Origin of the sequence: Roseimaritima sediminicola, assembly GCF_009618275.1 — a bacterium.
Lineage (GTDB): Bacteria > Planctomycetota > Planctomycetia > Pirellulales > Pirellulaceae > Roseimaritima > Roseimaritima sediminicola.
In genome coordinates this window covers 1-1,954 of sequence record NZ_WIAD01000112.1, presented here as the reverse complement: position 1 = coordinate 1,954, position 1,954 = coordinate 1, and the positions used below count along the sequence as shown (strand labels likewise).

The following is a 1,954-nucleotide window of genomic DNA, read 5'->3' as shown; positions in this document are numbered from 1 at the left end:
CTTTCGAAGGCGATGCAGGGTGAGGTCGTGCTCAATCGGGACCAACGCGAAACCAGGATTGAAAAGGCTAGCGCCGAGGCTATGTCACAAGCCGCCCAAATCCTCAATTTGTCGCTAGTCTTTTTCTCAACTCGAAATGAAACTCCGGTGACCTTCAATTCACAGACGACGAAGAGTCAATCGCTTTTACTCCAAATTGCTACCAACCCAAAACTGCCAATCAAGTCTCGCCAGCTTGCGTTTAATACAATTGCGATTTCGCTCGATGAATCTGAGAACGCGAAATTATTCGAGAAAGAGATTTGGAAGCTTGCCTCTGGTTTCACGGAGAGTCAACTCGAAACGTTTGTGCTTTCGTTGTCTTTAAGCCGGTGGGATTCTACTCGGTCTGTTCGGCTCTCAGCGGTTTTGAGGCTGATTAAGCTTCCGCAATTTACAGAAAGAGTGCAGATTGCGTTGATCAGTGCTATGGGTTCCGCAGTTTCCTCTAATCTTTGCAGGCAGATCGACGCTTTAGCAGTGTTTAGTGCGATGCACAAACAGGACAGACTTACTGTTGATGCGACCGACACTATGTTTAAACAGTTTGAGTTGTGGGCCGATGCGCAAGACGTTTTCGACTTAGCAACGCACGATGAATAAGTGTCACGTTTGGGGGTTCGCAACATAGTTCCACTTTGGTAGAAGATCATCATAGACGATTCTGAGATTGTTTTTCATTTCTTTGGTGGCGTTCCTTCCTGTTTCGAACATGCGTTTAATGACAGCGACAGTCGTTCGGAGCCCGGTCCTCGTTCGTGCCCTACGCATCAGCGACACTGCTGTGTCAAGGCAATCAAAGAGCATTCCACTGCATGCCCGCCCGACGTGCGGAAAGAAGCGTCGTTCGATCGGATTGTATTTCGAGCAGTACGGTGGATAGTGAGCGATCCGAATTGGCAACCCGATCGAATCACTCAATCGCTCAAGGTCGTACTTGAAGATGTACTTGCTCGCTGAATTGCTTCCCCCTCCGTCACACGTCAGCAATATTGACTTGGCGTCCGGGTAACGCCGGTGACCGAACGTATTCCAGAAACGTCTGAATGACTCGCAGGCAAATTCGCTGGTGTCGTGGGACAATCCCAAATTGATATGCCCCAGGTTGGCCTTCGGGTCAAAGATTCCGTGAGGGATCAAAACGCCGTCGGCCCAGGAAGGAAAGTCATGATCAAATGCTTCGAACGAACGGTTGCCGCGAACTCGCCCTTTGCGATACAGAAGCCCCAAATGCTCCTTCGCTTTGGTATCGATCGAGAACCAGGGCTCACCGGCTATTTCGTATTGCGAGACGAGCTCGGCGATGCGTTCAAACTGGCAGTCTCGGTCTGGATGTTCGCCGCCAGGGATGTCTTTGCGAATTTGGCGTCGACGGATTCCCGCGTCGTCGAGCCACTGAGCGATCGCGTCTCTGCCCACGGGGGTTCCCATCTTCGTCAGACGCTCCGACAGATCCTGCGGGGACAAGTCGGTGTAAACGATGTCCTCTTCATCGGGGTCTCCAGCGGTACGGAACTCGATGCATTCAATCAGGTTGGCTTCTTCCGGCGTTTCGGAATCGATCTTTTTTTTCGACCGGCACCGGGCCGACGCACCCGTCCGGCCGCTGGGTCATCCTGCAGGTGATCCAGTTCCGCGATGCCACGTTCAATCGTTCGTGTCGAAATGCCAAGCACGCCGGCGATGTAAGTGATCCCGCCGTGCCCACGCTGTGTCGCTTCGATGGCAGCAAACCGCCTGCGATCCTTCTCCGACAAAGTACCTGCAAAATCACGCAGGCGTTGCTCGGTCTGTGAATCGGCGTCGCGTAAACTGATGACCATCCGTGGCTCCGCTCTGTGGGGATCGAATTGAACTCCCAGCAGTCTACCCGATACGCATCACATCTTCGACACTAATTGATCGTGCGTTGCTT

At 52.5% G+C, this 1,954-nt stretch carries 2 protein-coding genes; one reads left to right on the top strand and one right to left on the bottom strand.

Annotated features, from left to right (window positions below; translation table 11 throughout):
• Positions 1-642 (top strand): hypothetical protein (locus GE027_RS22920; protein ID WP_162006899.1); only part of this gene is annotated, 642 nt, incomplete at its 5' end.
• A gap of 3 nt (positions 643-645) precedes the next feature.
• Here the strand turns inward: GE027_RS22920 and GE027_RS22460 are convergent.
• Complete coding sequence (locus GE027_RS22460; RefSeq protein ID WP_237607739.1) at positions 646-1,560, bottom strand: ISAzo13 family transposase; 915 nt, start codon at positions 1,558-1,560, stop codon at positions 646-648.
• Positions 1,561-1,954: the final 394 nt, after the last annotated feature.